Source organism: Rhodococcus sp. UNC23MFCrub1.1 (assembly GCF_000686025.1).
In the GTDB taxonomy this organism is placed as follows: Bacteria; Actinomycetota; Actinomycetes; order Mycobacteriales; family Mycobacteriaceae; genus Rhodococcoides.
The window spans coordinates 1-23,224 of record NZ_JMLQ01000001.1; the positions used below are offsets into that span (position 1 = coordinate 1).

20 protein-coding genes are annotated in these 23,224 nt (G+C 69.3%); 12 read left to right on the forward strand and 8 right to left on the reverse strand.

What is annotated here, in order from left to right; translation table 11 throughout:
* On the forward strand, nt 1–654 hold a 654-nt coding region (locus BR07_RS0100005; RefSeq protein ID WP_027503678.1), incomplete at its 5' end, for an acetyl-CoA carboxylase biotin carboxyl carrier protein subunit.
* Between the two features lie 115 nt (nt 655–769).
* The gene (locus tag BR07_RS0100010) at nt 770–1,495 is read left to right on the forward strand and encodes a haloacid dehalogenase type II (RefSeq protein ID WP_027503679.1); all 726 of its coding nucleotides are present in this window, start codon (nt 770–772) and stop codon (nt 1,493–1,495) included.
* Here BR07_RS0100010 and BR07_RS0100015 read toward each other — a convergent pair.
* The 3 genes from BR07_RS0100015 to BR07_RS0100025 form a co-directional block, all read right to left on the reverse strand.
* A complete protein-coding gene (locus tag BR07_RS0100015) occupies nt 1,474–1,986 on the reverse strand; it encodes a class I SAM-dependent methyltransferase (RefSeq protein WP_197027698.1) in 513 nt (170 codons plus the stop codon). The two genes, BR07_RS0100010 and BR07_RS0100015, sit on opposite strands and share 22 nt — an antisense overlap.
* Before the next feature lie 42 nt (nt 1,987–2,028).
* On the reverse strand, nt 2,029–2,568 hold the full coding sequence (locus BR07_RS0100020) for a nucleotidyltransferase family protein (protein WP_027503681.1): 540 nt from the start codon (nt 2,566–2,568) through the stop codon (nt 2,029–2,031).
* 287 nt (nt 2,569–2,855) lie between these two features.
* On the reverse strand, nt 2,856–3,497 hold the full coding sequence (locus tag BR07_RS0100025; protein WP_027503682.1) for a pyridoxamine 5'-phosphate oxidase family protein: 642 nt from the start codon (nt 3,495–3,497) through the stop codon (nt 2,856–2,858).
* 202 nt (nt 3,498–3,699) lie between these two features.
* On the opposite strand from BR07_RS0100025, the gene BR07_RS0100030 reads away from it, so the two are divergent.
* The 4 genes from BR07_RS0100030 to pucL are packed head-to-tail and all read left to right on the forward strand — an operon-like array spanning nt 3,700 to nt 7,389.
* Nucleotides 3,700–5,604, forward strand: coding sequence for a solute carrier family 23 protein (locus BR07_RS0100030; protein WP_027503683.1), 1,905 nt, complete (start codon nt 3,700–3,702; stop codon nt 5,602–5,604).
* Nucleotides 5,605–5,634: 30 nt separating this feature from the next.
* Nucleotides 5,635–6,144, forward strand: a complete 510-nt coding sequence (uraD, locus tag BR07_RS0100035) for a 2-oxo-4-hydroxy-4-carboxy-5-ureidoimidazoline decarboxylase (RefSeq protein WP_027503684.1) — start codon at nt 5,635–5,637, stop codon at nt 6,142–6,144.
* Nucleotides 6,141–6,464: a hydroxyisourate hydrolase gene (gene uraH / locus BR07_RS0100040; protein ID WP_027503685.1), complete on the forward strand. Its 324-nt coding sequence runs from the start codon at nt 6,141–6,143 to the stop codon at nt 6,462–6,464. Before uraD ends, uraH begins: the two co-directional genes overlap by 4 nt.
* Before the next feature lie 4 nt (nt 6,465–6,468).
* Nucleotides 6,469–7,389, forward strand: coding sequence for a factor-independent urate hydroxylase (gene pucL / locus BR07_RS0100045; protein WP_027503686.1), 921 nt, complete (start codon nt 6,469–6,471; stop codon nt 7,387–7,389).
* Here pucL and BR07_RS0100050 read toward each other — a convergent pair.
* Nucleotides 7,371–8,924, reverse strand: a complete 1,554-nt coding sequence (locus tag BR07_RS0100050; RefSeq protein WP_027503687.1) for a PucR family transcriptional regulator — start codon at nt 8,922–8,924, stop codon at nt 7,371–7,373. The genes pucL and BR07_RS0100050 overlap by 19 nt on opposite strands.
* A 113-nt stretch (nt 8,925–9,037) precedes the next feature.
* Here BR07_RS0100050 and BR07_RS0100055 point away from each other — a divergent pair, with 113 nt between their 5' ends.
* The 3 genes from BR07_RS0100055 to BR07_RS0100065 are packed head-to-tail and all read left to right on the forward strand — an operon-like array spanning nt 9,038 to nt 13,951.
* Entirely contained in the window at nt 9,038–10,435 is a 1,398-nt protein-coding gene (locus BR07_RS0100055; RefSeq protein ID WP_231476080.1) for an 8-oxoguanine deaminase, read from the forward strand.
* Between the two features lie 4 nt (nt 10,436–10,439).
* Complete coding sequence (locus BR07_RS0100060) at nt 10,440–11,252, forward strand: FAD binding domain-containing protein (protein WP_027503689.1); 813 nt, start codon at nt 10,440–10,442, stop codon at nt 11,250–11,252.
* Complete coding sequence (locus BR07_RS0100065; RefSeq protein ID WP_027503690.1) at nt 11,249–13,951, forward strand: molybdopterin-dependent oxidoreductase; 2,703 nt, start codon at nt 11,249–11,251, stop codon at nt 13,949–13,951. Before BR07_RS0100060 ends, BR07_RS0100065 begins: the two co-directional genes overlap by 4 nt.
* Here the strand turns inward: BR07_RS0100065 and BR07_RS0100070 are convergent.
* The 3 genes from BR07_RS0100070 to BR07_RS22635 form a co-directional block, all read right to left on the reverse strand.
* The gene (locus tag BR07_RS0100070) at nt 13,939–14,403 is read right to left on the reverse strand and encodes an Lrp/AsnC family transcriptional regulator (protein WP_027503691.1); all 465 of its coding nucleotides are present in this window, start codon (nt 14,401–14,403) and stop codon (nt 13,939–13,941) included. The genes BR07_RS0100065 and BR07_RS0100070 overlap by 13 nt on opposite strands.
* Before the next feature lie 34 nt (nt 14,404–14,437).
* Entirely contained in the window at nt 14,438–15,148 is a 711-nt protein-coding gene (locus BR07_RS0100075) for a CPBP family intramembrane glutamic endopeptidase (protein WP_027503692.1), read from the reverse strand.
* 69 nt (nt 15,149–15,217) lie between these two features.
* Complete coding sequence (locus tag BR07_RS22635; RefSeq protein ID WP_037183781.1) at nt 15,218–16,372, reverse strand: NAD(P)H-binding protein; 1,155 nt, start codon at nt 16,370–16,372, stop codon at nt 15,218–15,220.
* 71 nt (nt 16,373–16,443) lie between these two features.
* Between BR07_RS22635 and BR07_RS0100085 the strand changes: the two genes are divergently transcribed.
* From BR07_RS0100085 to BR07_RS0100095, 3 genes are all read left to right on the forward strand, one after another.
* Nucleotides 16,444–17,046, forward strand: coding sequence for a hypothetical protein (locus tag BR07_RS0100085; protein WP_081821082.1), 603 nt, complete (start codon nt 16,444–16,446; stop codon nt 17,044–17,046).
* 137 nt (nt 17,047–17,183) lie between these two features.
* Nucleotides 17,184–21,743: an ATP-dependent helicase gene (locus tag BR07_RS0100090; RefSeq protein ID WP_027503694.1), complete on the forward strand. Its 4,560-nt coding sequence runs from the start codon at nt 17,184–17,186 to the stop codon at nt 21,741–21,743.
* A 3-nt stretch (nt 21,744–21,746) separates the two neighbouring features.
* Nucleotides 21,747–22,526, forward strand: coding sequence for a DNA-formamidopyrimidine glycosylase family protein (locus BR07_RS0100095; RefSeq protein ID WP_027503695.1), 780 nt, complete (start codon nt 21,747–21,749; stop codon nt 22,524–22,526).
* A 13-nt stretch (nt 22,527–22,539) separates the two neighbouring features.
* On the opposite strand, the gene BR07_RS0100100 is transcribed toward BR07_RS0100095, so the two are convergent.
* Entirely contained in the window at nt 22,540–23,193 is a 654-nt protein-coding gene (locus tag BR07_RS0100100) for a PadR family transcriptional regulator (RefSeq protein WP_027503696.1), read from the reverse strand.
* Nucleotides 23,194–23,224 lie beyond the last annotated feature (31 nt).

The following is a 23,224-nucleotide window of genomic DNA, read 5'->3' on the forward strand; positions in this document are numbered from 1 at the left end:
GGCTCCGTCATCGGCGGCCAGTTCGACTCCATGCTCGCCAAGCTCATCGTCACCGGCGCCACCCGCGAGGAAGCCCTCGCCCGCTCCCGCCGCGCCCTCGCCGAGTTCCGCGTCGAGGGCCTCGCCACCGTCATCCCGTTCCACCGCGCCGTCGTCTCCGACCCGGCCTTCATCGGCGACGGTCAGTCCTTCGACGTCCACACCCGGTGGATCGAGACCGAGTGGGACAACACCGTCGAACCGTTCACCGCCGGCGCCCCCATCGAGGACGACGAGAACGGACCCCGACAGAACGTCGTCGTCGAGGTCGGCGGCCGCCGTGTCGAGGTGTCCCTGCCCGGCCAGTTCTCGCTCGGCGGCAACGCTGCTGCCGGTGGCAACGTCATTCGTCGCAAGCCCAAGGCGCGCACCCGTGGCGGCGCCGGCAGCGCGGCCGCGTCCGGTGACGCCGTCACCGCACCCATGCAGGGCACCGTCGTCAAGGTCGCCGTCACCGAAGGCCAAGAAGTCGTCGCCGGCGACCTCATCGCCGTCCTCGAAGCGATGAAGATGGAAAACCCCGTCACCGCCCACAAGGACGGCGTCGTCACCGGACTCGCCGTCGAGCCCGGCTCCGCCATCACCCAGGGAACTGTTCTCGCAGAACTGAAGTGAGCCGGCCGGACGCCCGCCCCCGTTACGCTCCTCTCATGGCCGACGACAGTCCGCACGTGAGAACCGATCGACCAGGGCGGGCGTTCCCGTCTCCAGGCTCGTACGGGCACGCGTCGTGACAGAGGTCAGGGCCGCACTCTTCGACGTGTTCGGCACCGTCGTCGACTGGCGCGGGGGTATCGCCGACGAGGTGCGGCGCTGGCTGGACGAGTACGCCCCCGAACGCGACGACATCGATCCGGGCGACTTCGCGGACCGGTGGCGTGCGAGGTACCAGCCCTCGATGCAACCGATCCGGACCGGTGAGCGCCCCTTCACCAAACTCGACGTGCTGCACCGCGAGAGTCTCGTGGAACTCCTGGCGGAGTATGTGCTCCCCATCGAGGCGGTCGACGATCTGACTCTGGCGTGGCACCGGTTGCCGCCGTGGCCGGACTCGGTCGCCGGTATCGCAGCCGTCCGCGAGTCCGTCATCGTGGCACCCCTGTCCAACGGCAACGTGTCGTTGCTCCTCGACATGGCCAAGCGTGCCGGCATCCCCTGGGACGCGGTCCTCGGCGCGGAGGTGGTGCAGGCCTACAAGCCGACTCCCGAGTCGTATCTGCGGACGGCGGAGTTGCTCGATCTCGCTCCCGGCCAGTGCCTGATTGTCGCGACACACAACGATGATCTCGCCGCCGCCCGTGGGTGCGGACTACAGACCGCCTTCGTGCGCCGCCCGCACGAGCACGGACCGCAGCAGACCGAGTCCGAACCCACCGACGACTGGGACTTCGTCGTCGACGACCTCGAGGAACTGGGCAGGCTTCTCCGGTCCGGTCAGGCGAGCAGTCGTTCGTAGACGCCGACCTCGGACCCGAGTTCCCAGGCGCCGATGCCCTCGAAGGAGGACAGCACGCGCTCGTGATTCCAGTCCTCGTCGACGTGGATCTCGTGCGGATTGCCCTCGATCTCGTGCTGCGGGTAGTGGACGATCGGGATCGACAGGTACGCCGCCCGCGTCGCGGCCGCACAGCACTTGGCCCACAGCGCCACCGCGTCGGCCTCGGTCATGTGCTCCGCCACGTCGCCGATGATCACCACGTCCGCCGTCGGCAGATCCACCGTGCGCGCGTCACCGAGGATGATCTCGTCGTAGTACTCGTGGAGGCGGTAGGTCTCCACGTACGGCTCCCAGATCTCGACACCGGTGATGCGGGAGAGCTGCTGCCCTGCAAGCAGTTTCGCGTAGGTCCCCACCCCCGGTCCGATGTCGAGCACGGAGACGGGTCGCTCGGACCCCAGGGCGTGGACACGGTCGCGGGTCCAGGACTTACCTTCGGACGAACTCATCGGCATGACTGTCCTGTGCCCAGCCGGGCCTCGGCGTAATCGTCAGGGGCTCGGGCGGTCGTGATCGCGACCCGTCGCGAGGTCCCCGCACTCGACGGTGATCACGTCGGGGTTGCCGCGGAGGAAGGTGCGGGCGCCCTGATCCCCCGTCGCCGCCTCCGCGACCTCCGCCCACCACCGGCGCGCGAGCACCACGGGGTGACCGGGAGTGTCATCGAAGGTGGCCCGCGCGATTCCAGTGCTCGCGGCGTGGTCGAGAACCCGCCCCACCACCTCGGCGCCGATGTCGGGGGTGTCCACCAGGTGCAGCACCGCGAGGTCGGCGTCGGTCGTCTCACATGCCTGCAGGCCCACCCGCACCGAGCTGCCCATGCCGGTGCGCCACTCGTCGTTCACCACGGCCTGCGCGCCGGGAGGCATCTCCGGCGCCGCGGCACCCACGACGACCAGGACCTCGTCGCACCCGCCATCTCGCAGCGCCCGCACCGCCAGGTCCAACCAGAGCCCGTCGTGCGCCAGGATCTTGGGGGCGCCGTACCGGGTGCCCGCACCCGCCGCGAGCACCACGCCGACCGTCGTCATGCGACCACCCTGCACGGGCTGCGTCCCCGGCGCCAGTGCGCGTCGAGCACCTCCCGGGCGCCACGACCCACTTTTCGCACCCACTCGCGGGAACCCGCCCCCAGCGCCCGCAAGTGGAACACCCCGCGCACGTGACGCTCCGCTCGACGCCGAATGGCGCGGGATCCCGCCCCGTCCGCCGCCGAGAGGACCAGAAACTCCACCTCCCGGGCGCCACGTCCCACTTTCCGCACCCACACGCGGGAGCCCGCCCCCAGCGGCCGCAAGTGGAACACCCCACGCCACGCCTACTCCAGCCTCGCCTCGAGCTCCGCGATGCGGTCGAGCAGCACCTTCTCCCGCGCCGCGGCGTCGCGCTCGTACAGCGCACCCATCCGGCTCACGTAGTCCTGGTCGTAGCGCGGGATGATGCTGCGGGTGCAGTTCCAGTCGATCGCCTCGACGGAGATCACGACGCTGCGCTCGCACCGCGACTCGACGGTGCCGCCGGGCACCTGCCGAAGTCGCTCGAGCAACGCCGGGTCCGCACTTCCCTCGACCACCGTCGCGCGCCCGTAGATCTTCACGCGCTGGCGGCGCGGGTAGTCCACGACGATCAGCGCCACGCGGTCGTTCGCGTCGAGATTGCCGGCCGTCACGTACTGGTTGTTCCCGGCGAAGTCGGCGAACGCGAGTGTGTGGTCGTCGAGCACCTGCAGGAACCCGGCCGGCCCGCTGCGGTACTGGACGTAGGGCCACCCGGTCTCGGTGACCGTCGACAGGTAGAACTGATCCGCGGCGCGGATGATCACCTTCTCGCGGCCGTCGAGTTCGTCGGGTCCGTCGTCGCCGCGTTCCGTCTGCGCACCGTAGGCCGTGTAGCTGCCCTTCGCGCGCTGCCGCGCCAGCGCCGAGGGTCCGAACACCAGGTGGTGATAGTGGTTGCTCATCGCCCCTCACTCTTCACCACCTGTTGGCTGATCACCCAACGACCAGCGCGGACCGGTGCCCCGACTTTGTGCGGTCTCGACTGGCGGGGTGGCCCCGCATGGCGGAGTCTGATCGCACCGCACTCCGGTCACTCGCCGCCCTGCACCGTCGCAGGGCACCGCCTCAGGCCTTTTCGGCCCTCGCCTGGAACCAGGTCCACTCATGACTGTTCGCTCCGCCGTCACGCGGCGTCACCCCGTCGACGAGGTTCTCCCCGCCCACAAGCTGGCGGCCTACGGGTTCCAGCACGTCGTCGCCTTCTACGCCGGGGCGGTGCTGGTCCCGATCATCATCGGTGGGGCCATCGGCCTCACCAACGAGCAGTTGATCCACCTGATCAACGCCGACCTGTTCACGTGTGGCATCGCCTCGATCATCCAGGCGGTCGGCTTCCGGAAGATCGGCGTGAAGCTGCCGCTCCTGCAGGGCGTCACCTTCGCCGGTGTCAGCCCGGTCATCGCGATCGCGATGGCGAACGGCGGCGGAACCGAGGGCCTGCTGTACGTGTACGGCGCCGTCATCGTGGCGGGCCTGTTCACGTTCCTCATCGCCCCGTGGTTCAGCAGGCTGCTGAGGTTCTTCCCACCGGTGGTGACAGGGACGGTGATCGCCATCATCGGTATCGCCCTGCTGCCGGTGGCCGTCAACGACGCCGTCACGAATCCTGCGACCCACGAACAGGATCCGACCAACGGTCGCTGGATGGCCTACGCGATCGGCACGCTGGTGATCATCGTGCTGATCCAGCGATTCTTCCGCGGCTTCACCGCCACCATCGCCGTGCTGCTGGGACTCGTCATCGGCAGCGCCACCGCGTACGTGTTGGGCGACATGACGTTCGACGGTGTCTCCGAGGCGTCGTGGGTAGGGTTCACGCAGCCGTTCCTGTTCGGCGCGCCCAAGTTCAGTGTCATCGCCATCATCTCGATGATCGTGGTCCTGATGATCACGGCGGTCGAGTCGACGGGCAGCGTCTTCGCGACGGGTGAGATCGTCGGCAAGCGGATCACGAAGGACGACATCGCCGCCACCCTGCGTGCCGACGGCGTGGCCACGGTGATCGGTGGCTCCTTCAACTCGTTCCCGTACACGGCCTTTTCGGAGAACGTCGGCCTGGTGCGCCTGACGCGCGTGCGCAGCCGGTGGGTGGTCGCCGCCGCCGGTGTCATCATGATCGTCCTGGGCCTGCTGCCGAAGACGGCGGCCGTGGTCGCGTCCATTCCGTCACCCGTCCTGGGCGGCGCCGCGCTGGCGCTCTTCGCCACCGTGGCGGTCGTGGGCATCCAGACCCTGTCGAAGGTGGACTTCACCGACCACCGCAACCTCATCATCGTCGCGACGAGTCTCGGTCTGGCCCTGCTGGTCACGATCCAGCCGACCGTCTCGGAGGGTGTCCCGAGCTGGCTCGAGCTGCTGTTCTCGAGCGGCATCGTGCTGGGTGCGTTCACCGCGATCGTCCTCAACATCCTGTTCTTCCACGTGGGTGGCTCGCGCGGGGCGACGGTGGCGGGCTCCCCCGGCGACTCGATCACCCTCGACGCCGTCAACGAGATGAGCCTCGACGAGTTCTCGACGACGTTCGGCGACGTGGTGCAGGGATCGGACTGGGTGGTGCGTCGCGCGTACGAGCAGCGGCCCTACGCGGATGCTCATGCACTGCGGGAGGCGTTCCAGGATTCCCTGCTCGCAGGCACCACGGAGGAGCAGGTCGAGCTGATCAGCGCCTTCCCCGATCTGGGCAGCGAGGACGACACCGGCACCGCGTTCGCCAAGGACCACGTCTCGCTCGCGCACCTCGGCGACGAGGAGCACCGCTCGGTGGTCGACCTGGCCACCGCCTACCGGGATCACTTCGGCTTCCCCCTCGTCATCTGCGCGGCCGAAACCGAGCACTACGACCGGGTGCTCGCCAACGGGTGGTCGCGGATGGAGAACTCACCGGGTGCGGAGCGGTCGTTCGCCATGATCGAGGTCGCGAAGATCGCGAACCACCGGTTCGACGACCTGGTCGCCGATGCGAATCCCATCGCCGCGGCGCGTTTCGGCAGACTGAACGACCTGTCCTGATCCCCACCACAGAAGGGAACGCTCGTGTTCCTGCACGAAGCGCTCGGGCTCGACGGATTCAATCGGCTGTCCGATCGCGCCGCGATGCACGCCTTGTTCGAGTGCTGCTCGTCGTCCATCTGGGCGCGCCGGGTGGCCGTCGGTCGCCCCTTCGACAGCGCCGAGGCCCTCCTGGAACGCGCCGACAGCGAGTTGGCGGAACTGTCCGAGACGGAGATCGACCGCGCACTCGACGGTCATCCACGTATCGGTGCCTCGGTGACCGCCGGCTCGTCGTCGCAGCGCGAGCAAGCGGCCGTGAGCGAGGCGGACCAGGGCGTCAAGGACGCGCTCGCGGCGGGGAATCGGACCTACGAGGAGAAGTTCGGCCACGTCTACCTGGTGTGTGCGACGGGCCGCCCTGCGACGGAGCTTCTCGCTATCCTCACCGAGAGGCTCGACAACGATCCGGAGACGGAGAGGCGCGTGATGAGAACCGAACTGGCGAAGATCAATCGAATCAGGTTGACCCGCATGCTGACCGAGCGGACCGAACTGTGAGCGTCAGCACCCACGTCCTCGACGCGGTACACGGGACACCGGCGACGGGGGTGGGTCTCGCGGTGGTCGACGAGCACGGCGACGTGGTCACCACCGGCATCACCGACGAGGAGGGACGCGCCAAGGAACTGCTCCCGGACGACGCGGTGGCCGGTGTCTACACACTCGTGTTCGACACCGCCGCGTACTTCGAGCAGTCCGGGACGCAGACCTTCTACCCAGAGGTGTCCATCACCTTCACCGTCCTCGATGTCGATGCGCACCACCATGTTCCGCTGCTGCTGTCCCCGTTCGCGTACTCCACCTATCGAGGAAGCTGACCCCATGACCGATCTGACCGGGAACATCGTCCTGGGAGCCAACCAGTACGGCAAGGCCGAGAACCGAGTGGTGCGCATCTACCGCGACACCGCCCGCCACGAGATCCGGGACATCTCCGTGTCCTCGGCACTGCGGGGCGACTTCTCCGCCGCCCATCTCGTCGGTGACCAGGGCGCGGTCCTGCCGACGGACACCCAGAAGCAGACCGCGTACGCCTACGCGAAGGAGAAGGGCCTGCTGCATCTCGAGTCGTACGGCCTGGATCTGGCACGGCATTTCGTCGACGACGTCGAGCCGGTGACGGAGGCGCGGATCGAACTCGAGGAGTACGCGTGGGAGCGCGTCACCGTGGACGGCCGCCCCCACGATCACACGTGGGTGCGCAAGGGCCAGGAGACGCGGGTCGCCTCGGTCACCGTGGGCGGCTCCGGAGCGAAGCAGAAGACCTGGGTCACCGCGGGTTTCAAGGATCTGATCATCCTGAAGTCGACGGGCTCCGAGTTCGCCGGCTTCCTCGAGGACTCCTACACCGTGCTCGCCCCGACTCATGACCGCGTCATGGCCACCTCGCTCGAGGCCCGGTGGCGCTACACCACCACCGACGTCGACTGGGACGAGGTGTACGCCGGCGTCAAGGCAGTGATGATCGAGCAGTTCGCCACACTCCAGTCGCTCGCGTTGCAACAGACGCTCTTCGCGATGGGACGCGCTGCGCTGGAGGCATTCCCGTTCATCGCGGAGATCCGGATGAGCGCGCCGAACAAGCATCACTTCCTGTACGACCTCGACCGTTTCGGCGTCGAGAACATCGGCGAGGTCTTCCACGCCGACGACCGTCCCTACGGGCTCATCCAGGCGACCGTCGAACGCGAGGACGCCCCCGACGCGGGATCCGCCTGGCGGGGTTACAGCGTCGTCGGCTGAGGCCCGAGCACGGCCAACGCGACGAAGACGTCGGTGCGGTCCTCCGTCGTCCCCAGGTCTCGGTCCGTCAGCGCCTCCACCCGTCCGATGCGGTACCGCACCGTGTTGACGTGCACGTGGAGGGCGTCCGCAGTGCGGCTCCAGGAACCGTCGTGGTGCAGGTACGCCCGCAGCGTGTCCAGCAGTCCCGCGTCGGTGCGGCTGTCGTGGTCGAGTACCGCGCCGAGCACCCGCCGGGCATAGGCAGCGCGCAGTCCGTCCGGCACCACCGAGAGCAGGACGGCGGCCGACCCGGTGTCCGCGCTGGTCCGCACGGCGATCCGGTCGGCCGATGCCGCCGCCACCTCACGCGCATGCTGTGCCGACCGCACACATCCGACGAGGGCCGCGGCCTCCACCGCCGTACCCACGCCCACGGCGATCCGTCCGGTCACGGTGTCCTCGAGTCGACGCAGCGCAAGGGCGAGATCGGCGGCCATGCGGGTGGACGTCCGACCGGAAGGTAGCCCGACGACGCCGATCACGAGGTCCCCGCCGGTGACTCCCACACTCACCGCACCGTCGACCGACTCCCGCACCGCGTCGGTGAGCACCGCGGCCAGGACCTCGACAGGCATATCCGCGGTGGCGGCCAGCACGACGACGTCTCCTGTCACGTCGACGCCGATCTGTCGAATGCGTTCCAGCGCCTGCTCTCCGGATCCGTCGACGAGGAGTTCGGCCGCGCGGTCGGCCATGGTGCGCAGCACCCGCGCGCCGTCGTCCACGCGCACGCGATCGAGGGCCGCGATGCTCGCCAGCTGACCGAGCGCATCGAGAACCTGCCCGTCCAGGCACTCGTGGTCACCGTCCACGACGAGGTACCACGCAGTCGCACGGTGACCGAAACTCGATCCGACGGGCAGCACGGACCGCACCGTGTTCTCGGTGAGCACGCGGCACGGAAGACTCTGCGCCGCAGTGCGGACGAGAGCGTCCACCACCTCCGTGGCCAACGGCTCGGCGGACACCACGGGCCGGCCCACCGCGGTGATGATCCGGCAGGTCACGCCCGTGTCCCGCGCCGTCTCGTGCGTGAGGTCCGCGAGCGCGCGTCCGTCGGTGACCGCGGTGAGCAATCGGTGCTGGCGGGCCAGACTGGCGGAGAGCCGCGCCACCCGATCGCCGGTCACCCGGCTGGTGACGGCCGCGATGACGTCCGCGAACGCGACCGCCGAGGGCACCGCGAGCAGCGGTAGCGAGTACTTCTCGCACGCATTCACCACGTCGTCGGGGACGGAACCGAACACTTCGTCGCCCGCCGCGAGCGCCACAGCGCCCGCCGCGACGACCGACGCCACGAAGGCATCGCTGTCCTCCGGCGCGCGGCGCCACACCATGCCGGTGACGACCAGCTCGCCGCCCACGATGTAGCGCGACGGGTCCGGCAGATCGGTCGCGAAGGCCCACCGCACGGTCCGACCGAGTTGGTCGTCGGTGCCGACGAGGCGCCGCAGCGCGAGTTTCGGTACGTCGAGCACGTCCTGGATCAGCACACCCGTTCACCCGCCCGCATCGTCGTTGGAGGATCCGACAGTAGGCGGCGCTCGTTTCGGCCACGTTTCGTCGGCGCGCGCCCTGCGCGGGTGGCCGACACGGTGTTGACTCGGTGACACAGCGAGGACAGGAGTACGACGTGCCGGACCGCATTCTCATCACGGGCGCCCACGTGATCACCGTGGATCCCGCCCGCTCCGAGTGGGCGGCGGGCTGGGTCCTGATCGAGGACGGGCTCATCGCGGCGCTCGGCGACGGGACACCGCCGCCGCGTCCCGACGGTCCGGAGGTCACCGTCATCGACGGCCGCGGTTGCGTCCTGACTCCCGGCCTCGTGAACACGCACCACCATCTCTATCAGTGGATCACCCGCGGTCTGGCCGCGGACTCGACGCTCTTCGAGTGGTTGACGACGCTGTATCCCGTGTGGGCCGGCATCGACGCCGACTCGGTCCGCGTCGCGGCGACGGGTGGGCTCGCTCGGTTGGCCGCGACCGGATGCACCACCACCACCGACCACCTCTACGTCTTCCCCCACGACGGCGGCGACGTGTTGGGCGCAGAGATCGACGCCGCGAGGACGGTCGGTCTGCGGTTCCACCCGACGCGCGGATCGATGGACCTGGGACACAGTCAGGGTGGTCTGCCGCCGGACAGCGTCGTGGAGTCGCTCGATGCGATCCTGGCCGCGAGCAGCGCCGCGGTCGACCGCTGGCACGACCCGTCCTTCGGATCGATGCTGCGCATCGCTCTCGCACCGTGCTCGCCGTTCTCCGTCACCGGCGACCTCCTTCGCGAATCGGCGACGCTGGCGCGCGAGCTGGGCGTCCGGTTGCACACACACCTCGCCGAGACCCTGGACGAGGAGGAGTTCTGCCGCAGCAACTTCGGCATGACGCCGGTGCAGTACATGGAATCGGTCGGCTGGGTCGGCGACGACGTCTGGTACGCGCACGCCGTGCATCTCGACGACGCCGCGATCGCGACCATGGCGGCCACCGGAACCGGGGCGGCCCACTGCCCCACGTCCAACGCGCGGCTGGGCGCCGGTATCGCCCGAGCGCGCGATCTGATCGACGCGCGGGTTCCCCTGGGGCTCGGCGTCGACGGTGCCGCCAGCAACGAGTCCTGCAGCATGCTCGAGGAGGCGCACCACGCAGCACTGTTCGCACGGGCGCGCGGCGGACCCCGGGCCATGACCGTGCGCGAGAGCCTCGACCTCGCGACACTCGGCGGTGCCCGAGTCCTCGGGCGCGAGAACGAGATCGGCTCGCTGGAGGTGGGCAAGCTCGCCGATCTGGCGCTGTGGCGCATCGACGGCGCCGCCCACGCCGGCATCACCGACCCCGTCGCCGCGTTGGTACTGGGCGACCGGCCGCCCCTCGAACGGCTCCTCGTGCACGGGCGGGTGGTGGTCGAGAACGGCGTGGTCATGACCGTCGACGAGGAGACGGTGGCCCGGGACGTGGCGGCGGCGCACACGGCGCTGCTCACGAAGGCCGGGCGGTGATTCCGTGGACCTGAACACCGTGCGCGAGGTCGTCCGGGCTCGTACGCGGGGCGATCTCTCGGTCATCGACGGCGGCACCGCCGTGGTGGCAGGTGGGACGTGGGTCTTCTCGGAACCGCAGGTGGGGGTGCACCGACTGGTCGATCTGACGGACCTCGGCTGGGAACCCGTCGTCGTCGGTGAGGGGCTCGAGATCGCCGCGACGTGCACCGTGGACACGCTGCGTCGGATGTCGTGGCCGCCGCGGTGGCCGGACCTCGAGTCGCTGGTGGCCCTCTGCTCCGACGCGTTGCTCGCGTCGTTCAAGGTGCAGCAGTTCGCCACGGTCGGTGGGAACATCGCCCTCGGACTTCCCGCGGGATCCATGACCTCACTGTGTTCGGCGCTCGACGGCGTCGCGGTGATCTGGACCCCCGACGGTCACGAGCGGCGCGTACCCGTCGCCACGCTGGTCACCGGACCCCAACGCACGTCGCTCGCACCGGGCGAGGTGATACGCAGCATCGAGATCGACGACGCCGTTCTGCGCTCCCGATTCGCCTGCCGCAGAATGTCCTTGGCACCTCGCGGGCGCTCCGGCGCCGTCGTGATCGGTCGCCGGGACGCCGACGGATCGTGCGTCCTCACCGTCACCGCGTCGACGCGCCGCCCGCACCAGCTGCGACTCGAGGCAGTGCCGCACGCCGAGGACGTGGCCGCGCTGCTGGACGCCGCGATACCCGCCGACCAGTGGTACGACGACGTGCACGGAGCACCGGACTGGCGACGCCACGTGAGCGGCGTGCTGGCACAGCAGATCTGCGAGGAGCTGTCATGAGAGTGGGAGTCAACGGGGAGACCGTGGAGATGTCCCCGCGACCGGGCCAGTGCCTGCGCACGGCCCTGCGCGACGTCGGACGCTTCGAGGTGAAGAAGGGGTGCGACGCGGGCGACTGCGGCGCCTGCTCGGTGCTGCTGGACGGTGCCGCCGTCCAGTCGTGCATCGTTCCGGCCTACCGCGCCGACGGTCGGGAGGTCACCACGGTGGCCGGGCTGGGCACGCCGGACGACCTGCATCCGATGCAGCAGCGATTCGTCGACGCCGCCGGATTCCAGTGCGGTTTCTGCACGGCCGGCATGATCGTCACCGCCGCCGCCCTCACCGACGAGCAGACCGAGGATCTGGACACCTCGCTCAAGGGAAACCTGTGTCGCTGCACCGGGTATCGGGCGATCACCGACGCGGTCACGGGTGTGCGCACCATCGAGAAGTCCACCGAGGGACCGGCGTGCGGACGCTCCGTCGCCGCACCGGCCAGCGCTCGCGTCGTCACGGGAACGGAGCCCTACACGCTCGACGTCGCGATGCCGGGTCTACTGCATCTGTCGGTGCTGGGGAGCCCCCACGCCCGTGCGCGCATCGTCTCGATCGACACGTCGGCCGCGCTGGCCGTCGAGGGTGTGGTCGCGGTGCTCACCCACGAGGACGCGCCGCCCGTCGCCTTCTCCACCGCACGCCACGAGTCACGGGACGACGATCCCGACGACACTCTCGTTCTGGATCGCGAGCTCCGCTACGTCGGGCAGCGGGTGGCGGCGGTGATCGCCGAGTCGGTGGCCGCCGCGGAGGAGGGCAGACGGCGCCTCATCGTCGAGTACGAGGTGCTGCCCGCCGTGCTGCATCCCGCGGACGCGCTCGCACCGGGAGCCCCGATCGTCCACGCCGGCAAGGGTCCCGAGGCCAGGATCGCGGACGTCGAGCGCAACGTCGTGGCCGAGGTGAGCGGTACGACCGGCGACGTCGAGGCGGGCCTGGCGGCCGCGGACGCCGTGGTGACCGGAACGTGGCGCACCGCCCGCGTGCAGCACACTCACCTCGAGACGCACGGTGCGATCGCTTGGTTCGCCGAGGACGGGCGCCTGACCGTCCGCACGAGCTCGCAGGTCCCGTTCCTCGTACGGGACGAGCTGTGTCACATCTTCGACCTCGATCCGGACACCGTTCGGGTGTTCACGACGCGGGTCGGTGGCGGGTTCGGCGCCAAACAGGAGATGCTCACCGAGGATCTCGTGACGCTCGCCGCTCTGACGGTGCGTCGACCGGTACAGCTCGAGTTCTCCCGTGCCGACCAGTTCACCGTCGCGCCCTGTCGGCATCCCATGGAGGTGTCGGTCACCGCAGCCGCCACGTCCGACGGCACGCTCACCGCGCTGACCCTCGACGTGCTGAGCGATGCCGGCGCCTACGGCAACCACAGTCCCGGTGTGCTGCACCATTCCACCGACTCGATCGCCCTCTACCGCTGCGCGGCCAAGCGCGTCGAGGCGAGAGCGGTGTACACGAACACGATTCCGTCCGGCGCGTTCCGCGGATACGGCGTCGGGCAGACCGGTTTCGCCGTCGAGTCGGCGCTCGACGAGTTGGCGCACCGATTGCACATCGATCCGATCGAGTTCCGGCGTCGCAACGTCGTCGTGCCGGGTGATCCGTTCGTCGCCGCGCACGTCCTCGACGGCGACCTCCTGTTCGGCAGTTACGGACTCGACCAGTGCCTCGATCTCGTGGACGAGGCACTCGCCGAGCCCGGATCGCCGGCGCCCGACGGATGGCAGGTGGGCGTCGGCGTGGCCATCGGCATGAATGCCACCGTGCCGCCGCGCGGCCACGTCTCCGACGCGTCGATCACCGCTCTGCCCGGAGCTCGCTACCTGGTGCGCGTCGGCACCGCCGAGTTCGGTAACGGCACCACGACGGTGCACGGTCAGATCGCGGCGTCGATCCTGAACACGACCGTCGACCGCATCGAGATCGCACAGTCGGACACCGACGTCACCTCCCACGACACGGGCGCCTTCGGGTCGGCGGGCACGGTGGTCGCCGGCAAGGCTGTCGCACTCGCCGCGGAGTCGTTGCGCGAGAGCATCATCGGTGCCGCATCGAGCCTGACCGGATCGCTGCCGACGCAGGGCGTGCTCGGTCCGGAGGGCGTCACGGTGGACGGCGCACTGTGCTCCCTCGACGAGATCGTCGCGGCCCACGACGGACCGTTGGCGGCGGACGGGTACCACGGCGGATCGCCTCGCTCGGTGGTGTTCAACGTCCACGGGTTTCGGGTCGCGGTCGACCCCGGGAGCGGCCGCGTCGCGATCCTGGACTCCGTGCAGGCCGTCGACGCCGGCACGGTGATGAATCCGGTGCAGTGCCGTGGGCAGGTGGAAGGTGGTGTGGCGCAGGCGCTGGGCGCGGCACTGTACGAGGAGATGAGGCTCGACGAGACGGGGCACGTGACCACAGCGTCGCTACGGAACTACCACATCCCGCAACTCGCCGACGTTCCGACGACCCGAGTGTTGTTCGCGGACACCTATGACGCGCTCGGGCCGCTGGGTGCCAAGTCGATGAGTGAGTCTCCGTACAACCCCGTCGCACCGGCGTTGGCCAATGCCGTCACGGACGCCGTCGGCGTACGGCCGCACGCACTGCCGATGTCGGCGGACCGCGTCTGGAGAATGCTGCAGCGCGATCAGGAGTCGTAGAAGGTCTGCAGAATGATGGTGCTGCGGGTCTGCACGTTGGCAGTGGTCCGGATCTGCTGCAGGAGTCGCTCGAGATCCCGCGGTGACGCGACGCGGACCAGCAGCACATAGCTGTCCTCCCCCGCCACGGAATGGCACGCCTGCACCTCGGGCAGCGGCCGCAGACGCGCGGGCGCGTCGTCGGGCGCCGTCGGATCCAAGGGGGTGATGGCCACGAACGCCGACAGTGGCTGGCCGATGGCCTCCCGATCGACGCGCGCGGTGTATCCGAGGATCACCCCGGACGACTCGAGCCTGCGCACTCGTGACTGTACGGCCGAGACCGAGAGGCCCGCCCGCTCCGCGAGGTGAGCGAGAGTCGCGCGGCCGTCGGTGATCAGTTCCTCCACCAGCACGCGATCGGTGGCGTCCAGATCGTCCGAGCGGACGGACTTGCCTCGTGCACCGGTCATGGGCGCTACCCTGCCACGTCCCGATCGGGCAGCGTCAGGCGAACAGTGGTGGCATGGCGAAGACCATGACCGTCGACCACGCGACGTGCGTCAGTATCGGCGCGAGAATGCCGCCGGACGCCCGGCGTTCGAGTCCCAGCACGAAACCGAGGGTGATGGCGGCGAAGCCGAGCATCGGGTTGCCCGTGGCCAGAGTGGCAATGGTGTAAACGATCGTCGAGATGACGACCGGCCGCTTCACGCCGATGGCCGAGAACAGAGCGCCGCGGAAGAAGATCTCCTCGGCGACCCCGTTGAACAACGTGATGAAGACGATGAGCGCGAGCGGTCCGACGCGCGCGTGATCGAGGACGTTGGCCGTGAAGTCCCGCAGCGGCGGGATCTCCCGCACGACGAGTGCGCCGAGGATGAACACGCCACCTGCGGCCAGACCGATCGCGATCGGCGTGATGATCGGCCGCCGCAGGGTCCCGCGGAAGTTGATGCGACCGAGGTGCAGTGGCCCGGACAGGAACCCGCCGACGATCCACACCAATGCCAGCGCGATGGTCAGCGTGTAGAACATGGGGTCGCCGGGCTCGGTCGACAGCGACACTCCCAGCAGCGTCGCGCCCACGACGAGCACGACCGCCACAATGATGCGCCGCCGTAGGAAGGCGCGATCGGTCTCGTGATGGTCGCGGTCGACCTTGTCCACCAGCGCGTTGCGCACGATGGATTCGGCCCTCATATGCCAGGACACCATGAAGTACTCCTCCGGCTCGTCGAACCTGTCGGTCGTGTCGGAACTTGCGGTCTGTGAACGAGAGACCGACTAGAACTTCAGAAGAGACCGTACCCGGGACGAGACCGCGGCAACCACGTCCAGATTGGTCCGGACGACCGGAGCGACGGGCCACGAGTAGAGCACCGCGCCGATGCCGAGTGCCTCGGCGAGCTTCCACCCGTCCTCGCTCAGCAGTTCGGCGCCGCGGCGGCGAATGCTGCGGACGTCGCCGCCGGTCCACTCCGCGTCCGAGGACACCAGGCGCAGCGAGTCGGGCGTCGTGGCCAGGCCGCGGGTGGCGCTCGCGCCGAGCAGGCTTCGGCGCATGGCGTCGTCGACGTCGGTGAGACCGCCCTCGGGCTCGGGGACGAACTCCGAGATGCGGTTCTCCGAGGCGGTCATCGAGTTCACGAGAGACTGCACCAGGTCGTCGGCGAGCAGTCCCGGAACCGGGATCAGTCGGCCGATCACGAGAGCCGCGAGCTTGGTCGGGATGCCCGGGGTGGGCACACCCAGACGATGCAGCTCGGCGGCGCGGACGTAGGCGAAGACGAGGTCCTTGTACGGAAGGATCTCGGGGCCCGCGACGTCGTACGCGTCGGCGGGCACGTCGGGTGACGCGCACGCGAGGAGATAGTGCACGACGTCGTCGACGGCGATCGGCTGCACCGGCTTGCTCAACCAGCTCGGGAGCGGCAGCACAGGCAGCCGGTCCGCGAGGTACCGGATCATCTCGAAGGACGTCGATCCGGCGCCGATGACGATGGCGGCGCGCAGCCACACCACCTCGATGCCGTCGATGGTGAGCGCCTCGCCCACCTCGGCGCGGCTCGCGAGGTGCTCGGACAGCTTCTCGCCCTCGGGGACGAAGCCACCGAGGTAGACGATGCGGCGGACACCCGCGGCGCGTGCCGCCTCGGCGAAGTGCCGGGCGGACGCGAGGTCGGTGGCCCGGTAGCCGGATTCCCCGATGGCGTGCACCAGGTAGTACGCGACGTCGATGTCCTGCGCGGACAGCGCCGCGGCGCACGAGTCGGCGTCGGTCACGTCGAGTCGCACCGCCCGCACGTCGTCGTGCCAGTCGAAGGCGGTCAGCCTCTCCGGCGTGCGCGAGCCCACGACGACGCTCTCGTCGGCCGACACGAGCGCGTCGACGAGGCGAGAACCGATGTAGCCGCTGGCCCCGGTCACGAAAGCAGTCATGTTCTCGACATTACGGGTGCGGTGCGCTCGCATACCGCCGCGTGAGGGGCGTCACCGTGCAGACTGTGCTCATGGCCGACGTGGATCGACACCGAGCACCCGACAACGATCTGTCGGTGCGTACCGTCCGGCTGCCCGTACCGTCACTCGGCAACATGCTCGGACTCGCCCGCGGGACCGTTCTCTGGTCGCTCGACACCGTCGCGTTCGTCGCTCAGCTGCCCCGGCGGATCGACGACCTGTTCGTTCGTGTCGACGAGGTGATCGCCGCGATCGAGCGCATCACCGACCAGGCCCAGACGGTCATCGGCAAGGTCTCGGCCACCACCGAGGACGCGCAGGGCGTCATCGTCGGAGCGGAGTCCGCCTCGTCCAAGGCGCTGGCGATGATCTCCGAGCTCGAACCCATCACCGCGCGCGCGATCCCGCTGGGCCGCACCTTCGTGGACAACTTCTCCGAGGCCGAGGTTCAGGCGGCCGTGAAGCTCGTGGACCAGCTGCCGGAGCTGGTGCAGCGGATGGAGGGCATCATGCCGATCCTCGCCACGCTCGACACGGTGTCCCCCGAGATTCACGAATTGCTCGAGGTGACCAAGGACGTGCGCAAGGCCGTCATCGGTATCCCGGGTTTCAAGTTCTTCCGCAATCGCGGCGAGGAACGCCTGCACGACTGATCGTCGCGCCGCCACACCTCGCGAGTACGTCCAGAGTGCTGTGATCCCGGCCTTCTCAGCGACCTCATCGACGTACTCGCGGGGGTCGGGGACGCGCATCCGGCGACCGTGTCAGGGGGTCCGTGCACTATGGAGAGGTGAAGAACCCTCCCACTCCGGCACCGGAGGACGTGCTCGCGCGATTCACGGCTCCGACGCGGGCGTGGTTCGACGGCGCCTTCCCCGCGCCCACCGCCGCTCAGCTCGGCGCGTGGGACTCCATCTCCAGCGGCGCGCACACCTTGGTCGTCGCTCCCACCGGCTCCGGCAAGACCCTGTCCGCGTTCCTGTGGGCGCTGGACAAGCTGGTCAGCCGTGATCCCGAGGACACGGCACCCGGCACCCGCGTGTTGTACGTCTCGCCGCTGAAGGCGCTCGCGGTGGACGTCGAGCGCAACCTGCGCGCTCCCCTGGTCGGCATCACGCAGACGGCCAAGTTGCAGGGGGTCGCGCCGCCGGAGATCTCGGTGGGCGTGCGCTCCGGCGACACCAGCCCCGCCGATCGTCGTCTGATGCTAAAGACGCCGCCGGACATCCTCATCACGACACCCGAGTCGTTGTTCCTGATGCTGACGTCCGCGGCACGCGAATCCCTCGAACGCGTCGACACCGTCATCGTCGACGAGGTGCATGCCGTCGCCGGCACCAAGCGCGGCGCGCACCTGGCGCTGTCGCTGGAGCGTCTCGACGCGAGGTTGGACAAGCCCGCTCAGCGCATCGGGCTCTCCGCCACCGTCCGTCCACACGAGGAGGTGGGACGCTTCCTCACCGGGTCCGCACCCATCAGCATCGTGTGCCCGCCGTCGCCGAAGACGTTCGACCTCTCGGTGCGCGTTCCGGTGGAGGACATGACGGAACTCGGCACCACCGAGCCGCAGGAGGGGTCGGCCTCCGCCGCTCCGCAGCAGGGGTCCATCTGGCCGCATGTCGAGGCGCAGATCGTCGACCTCGTCCTGGAGCACCGGTCGTCCATCGTCTTCGCCAATTCTCGACGGCTCTCGGAGCGACTCACCGCGCGCCTCAACGAGATCTACGCCGAACGCCTCGGTGACGGTGCCCCCGTCGATCACGCGCCGCCGTCCCAGATCGGCGCGTCCGGGGACGTCGTCCACGGCGCCGAGCCGCTGCTGGCCCGCGCACACCACGGCAGCGTGAGCAAGGATCAGCGCGCGCTCATCGAGGACGACCTGAAGTCCGGCCGACTGAAGTGCGTCGTCGCCACCAGCAGCCTCGAACTCGGTATCGACATGGGCGCAGTCGATCTGGTGGTGCAGGTCGAGGCGCCGCCGTCCGTGGCCAGCGGTCTGCAGCGTGTCGGTCGCGCCGGCCACCAGGTCGGCGAGATCTCCCGCGGCGTGCTGTTCCCGAAGCACCGCACCGACCTGATCCACTGCGCCGTGACCGTGCAGCGGATGACCGACGGGCACATCGAGGCGCTGAAGGTGCCGGCCAATCCCCTGGACATCCTCGCCCAGCACACGGTCGCCGCGTGCGCCCTCGAACCGATCGACGCCGACGAGTGGTTCGACATGGTCAGGCACACCGGCAATTTCGGGTCGCTGCCCCGGTCCGCCTACGAGTCCACACTGGACCTGCTGTCGGGAAAGTACCCGTCGGACGAGTTCGCCGAGCTACGACCACGATTGGTGTGGGACCGTGACGGCGGGTCGCTCACCGGTCGCCCCGGCGCCCAGCGCCTGGCGGTCACCTCGGGCGGCGCCATCCCCGACCGCGGACTGTTCGGCGTCTTCATGGTCGGCGAAAAGGCCAGCCGCGTCGGCGAACTGGACGAGGAGATGGTCTACGAGTCGCGCGTCGGAGACGTCTTCGCCCTCGGTGCCACCAGTTGGCGCATCGAGGAGATCACCCACGATCGGGTTCTCGTCAGCCCGGCCTACGGGCAGCCCGGCCGACTGCCGTTCTGGCACGGCGACGGACTCGGTCGCCCGGCCGAACTGGGCGAGGCCCTGGGCGCGTTCCTGCGTGAGTCCTCCGATGACGATGCCCTGCGCGAACGCCTGCAGCAGAGCGGACTCGACGTCAACGCGGTGAACAACCTGTCCGCGCTGCTCACCGAGCAGCGCACGGCGACGGGCCACATGCCCACCGATCGCACGTTGGTCGTCGAACGGTTCCGCGACGAGCTGGGCGACTGGCGTCTGGTGCTGCACTCCCCGTACGGCCAGCAGGTGCACGCGCCATGGGCACTCGCCATCGGCGCTCGCCTCATCGAGCGGTACGGCATCGACTCGCAGCCCACGGCGTCCGACGACGGCATCATCGTGCGCCTCCCGGACACCGACGACGAGCCGCCGGGCCCGGACCTGTTCGTCTTCGAGAAGGACGAGATCACCGACATCGTCACCGAGCAGGTCGGTGGCTCCGCCCTGTTCGCGTCGCGGTTCCGTGAATGTGCCGCGCGCGCACTGCTTCTGCCCCGCCGCAATCCGGGCAAGCGAGCGCCGCTCTGGCAGCAGCGTCAACGTGCCGCGCAGCTTCTCGACGTGGCCAAGAAGTACCCCACGTTCCCCATCCTGCTCGAGACGGTGCGCGAGTGCCTGCAGGACGTGTACGACCTGCCCGCACTCGAGGACCTGTGTGTGCGAATCGCGCGTCGCCAGATCCGCATCGTCGACGTCGAGACCGACTCCCCGTCACCGTTCGCCACCTCGTTGCTCTTCAGCTACGTCGGCCAGTTCATGTACGAGGGCGATTCCCCGCTCGCCGAGCGTCGTGCTGCTGCACTGTCTCTCGACGCCTCGCTGCTGGCGGAGCTGCTCGGACGCGTCGAACTGCGCGACCTGCTCGATGGCGACGTCGTCACCGACACCGAGCTCGAACTGCAGCGCCTCGTCGACGACCGCAAGGCCCGCGACGCGGAGGGCGTGGCAGACCTGCTGCGCCTGCTCGGCCCGCTCACGACGGCGGAGATCGAGGCACGCATCGAGTCGCCCGGCTCCGCAGCGCAGTGGGCCGGCGAGCTCACCGCGGCACGCCGTGCCCTCGAGGTCTCGTTCGCCGGGTCGCAGTGGTGGGTCGCCATCGAGGACGCCAGCAGACTGCGTGACGCGCTGGGTGTCCCGTTGCCCATCGGCACGCCCGCAGCGTTCATCGAGCCCGTCGAGGATCCGCTCGGGGATCTCGTGAGCCGCTACGCGCGCACCCACGGTCCGTTCTCGGTCGCGGACGTCGCCGGCCGCTTCGGCATCGGGTCGGCGGTCGCCCGTGACGTGCTGCTGCGCCTCGTCGCCCAGAAGCGGGTGGTGGAAGGTGAATTCCGGCCCGGCGGTTCCGGCAGTGAGTGGTGTGACGCCGAGGTGCTGCGCAGGCTCCGCCGACGTTCGCTCGCCGCCGCACGCCAGGACGTCGAACCCGTGTCCACCGGTGTCCTCGGCCGCTTCCTTCCGCGTTGGCAGCACGTCGGTGGCACCCTGCGTGGGCTCGACGGTGTGGCGACGGTCGTCGACCAGCTCGCCGGCGTCCCGGCTCCTGCCTCGGCCTGGGAGTCGCTGATCCTGCCCCAGCGTGTCCGGGACTACTCCCCCGCGATGCTCGACGAGCTGACCGCTACCGGCGAAGTCGTGTGGTCCGGCCACGGCGCGATCTCCTCGAAGGACGGGTGGATCTGCCTCCATCCCGCCGATGCCGCCCCGGTGACGCTGCCGCCTGCCAAGGACGACGAACTGACGGACTTGCAGCAGACCGTGCTGCAGGTGCTCTCGGGCGGCGGCGCGTACTTCTTCCGACAGCTGTCCGACACCGTCGGGCAGCTGCACCAGACCGAGTCCGGCGCCCCGGCCGACGACACGACTCTGGTTGCGGCACTGTGGGATCTGGTGTGGACCGGGCACCTCACCAACGACACGTTCGCCCCGCTGCGAGCGCTGCTGCACGGCACCACCCGTTCGGCGCCGAGCCACCGCCCCGCGCGACGCTCGCCGCGGGCGCGGTCCTACCAGCGGTTCGCGCGGCCCTCATTACCGACGCGCACGGGACCACCCTCCGCGGGTGGCCGGTGGGCCCTACTTCCGGAGGCCGAGTCGGACCCCACCATCCGGGCACATGCAACCTCGGACATCCTGCTCGAGCGCTACGGCGTCGTGACCCGAGGGTCCGTCATGAACGAGGGCGTCCCCGGCGGCTTCGGCGGTGTCTACAAGGTGCTCACCGGCTTCGAGGACAGCGGCCGGGCGCGACGCGGCTATTTCGTCGACTCGCTCGGCGGCGCCCAGTTCTCCACCTCGGACGTCGTCGACCGACTGCGCAGCGAGTCCGAACGGCCCGTGGGGGCCGTGGCACTCGCCGCGACCGATCCCGCCAACCCGTACGGCGCCGCACTGCCCTGGCCCAAGAGTCCTGTGGACGCGGCATCCGGGCACCGCCCCGGACGCAAGGCCGGTGCCCTCGTCGTCATGGTGGACGGCGAACTCGTGCTGTACGTCGAGCGGGGCGGCAAGACGGTGCTCACCTTCACCGAGGAGCGCGACGTGCTTGTCACCGCGGCGTCGGCGCTCGCCGCGCTGGTCACCACCCGCTCGGTGGACAAGCTGGTGATCGAACGCACCGACGGGAGCGACATCCACGGCTCCGTCTTCGCGACGATCCTCACCGAGGCGGGCTTCTCGGCGACGCCGCGTGGCCTGCGGATCAGGGCCTGATCCATGCCCGAAGGCGACACCGTCTGGCGCACGGCCAACAGTCTGCGCGACGCACTCGACGGCAAGGTCCTCACCACGTGTGATGTGCGCGTGCCGCGCTACGCCACGGTCGACTTCACCGGCGAGACAGTGGAATCTGTTCTGTCGGCGGGAAAGCATCTCGTCATCGAAGTCGGCGGCAAAGTCATTCACTCCCATCTGAAGATGGAAGGTGCGTGGCACATCTACCAGCCGGACACACCGTGGCGACGACCTGCCTACCAAGCGCGCATCGTGCTGGGAACGAGTGACCGAGTCGCGGTCGGATTCGAACTCGGTGTCGTCGAGATACTGGATACCGTCGAGGAGGCGGTCGGGTATCTCGGGCCGGATCTGCTGGGTCCCCTGTGGGATCCCGCGGTGGCGCTCGCGAACCTGGAAGCGGAACCCGACAGGCCGATCGGTCTCGCTCTGCTCGACCAGCGTGTCATCGCCGGTCTGGGGAACGTCTACCGCAACGAAATCCTGTTTCTGCGCGGCGTCGATCCCCACACTCCCGTTGCCGAGGCGGGCAATCTGGCCAAGATGATCGACCTGTCCCACCGCACCATCACCGCCAACAAGAGCCGCAACGCTCGCACGTTCACGGGCGATCTCCGCGCCGGCCGACACTTCTGGGTCTACGGCCGCGAGAACAAGCCATGCCGTCGGTGTGGCACCCGCATCCGTGAGGGCCTTCTCGGCGACAACCCGCTCGAGGAGCGGCAGATCTACTGGTGCCCGAGGTGCCAACCCGCTCCGTGAACCGACTGTCCGGTCACGGCTCGTGGGACACCTCCGGTGCACCCAGCCGCGCCGAGGCGTCGAGCATCGTCTCGGTCCGATCCCGGTGCGAGGTGGCCGGAGTCGTGGTGTCCGGCCAGTCCTCGATCTCGGCCAGCGCCCAGTCGCTCCACTCGACGATGTGCGAGAAATGTCCGACCATGAAGCGATTGGCGAGTGCCATCAGGTGCTGACGTTCCGGAAACGTCGCGACGGTGGTGTCTCGCAGCGTGACGGCGTGCCGCCCGAAGAGTCGGCGGGTGGCGTCGGCCTGCTCCCGCATCGTCCGCAGGTTGCCGCGCAGGTCCTCGATGGAACCCTGCTCGGCGAACAGCACCCGCATCATGCCCTCGAACTCGAGGGCCGACGGGCGAGACTTCTGCGCCAACCATGCCGTCAGGGCTGCGCGCCCCTCGTCGGTGATCGAGTAGACGGTGCGGGGACGCGCGCCCACGGCATCTGCTCTCGCTGACACGAGCCCGCGCTCGAGCAACTTCTTCGGCACGTTGTAGTGCTGCCGTCCCGCCCGAGGCCACAGTTCGCCCACACCACGACTGAACAGTTCCGAGATGTCGTACGCGGTGAGGTCCCGCGACACCAACATGCCGAGCACGACGTAGGACGTCGTGGTGAGGTCGCCCTGAGCCACCGGTTCCACCTCTGGATTTCTCCCCCGGTAG